Source organism: Cognatundibacterium luofuense, from assembly GCF_018139685.1.
GTDB classification, from domain to species: Bacteria; Pseudomonadota; Gammaproteobacteria; order Burkholderiales; family Burkholderiaceae_D; genus Undibacterium; species Undibacterium luofuense.
Map to the genome: position 1 here is coordinate 1 of NZ_JAGSPN010000075.1, position 578 is coordinate 578.

Consider the following 578-nt stretch of genomic DNA (forward strand, 5'->3'; position numbering starts at 1 on the left):
CTTTCATAAACAGCACGACAGGGTTTTGGGTTACGGTTTCTTTGATCCAGCTTTGTACGTCGCTCATGGCAGTTTCCTTTAAAAACGAATGTTGCCATTATCCCAGATTTTGCATTTAGCCGTATCGCCTTCGTCACAATGCCTTGTCTGTATGGCAAACACGGGCAGAATAAAAAAGCGACCGACTGCGTGGCAATCAGCCGCTTTATATCTGACTAAGTTGGCCAGATCAGCCGCGTAATTTAGCAAATGCTGCTGCCATCGCATTGTTGGCCGGTGCGGCCGCCTGATTGCGTGACTGATGCTGATTCAAACGCTTCGCATCTTGCCGGTCACCACGTTGTTCCGGTTTGCTGCCGGCTTGCGGTGCGCTATCAGACAGGCGCATGGTGAGGGCGATACGCTGACGTTTGACATCCACTTCCAGCACTTTCACTTTCACCACCTGACCTGCCTTGACCACCGTGTGCGGATCTTTGACGAAGGTCGATGAGAGTGCAGAAATATGCACCAGTCCATCCTGATGCACGCCAATGTCGACGAAGGCGCCGAAGGCTGCCACATTCGTGACTACGCCT

1 protein-coding gene and 1 pseudogene are annotated in these 578 nt (G+C 52.1%); both read right to left on the minus strand.

Translation table 11 applies throughout. The features are described 5' to 3' along the window. Positions 1 to 67: pseudogene (locus KDM89_RS22610) on the minus strand (Grx4 family monothiol glutaredoxin); the annotation flags it as partial. Positions 68 to 229: 162 nt separating this feature from the next. Next, a partial coding sequence (locus KDM89_RS19385; RefSeq protein WP_212689544.1) for a S1 RNA-binding domain-containing protein occupies positions 230 to 578 on the minus strand: 349 nt, incomplete at its 5' end.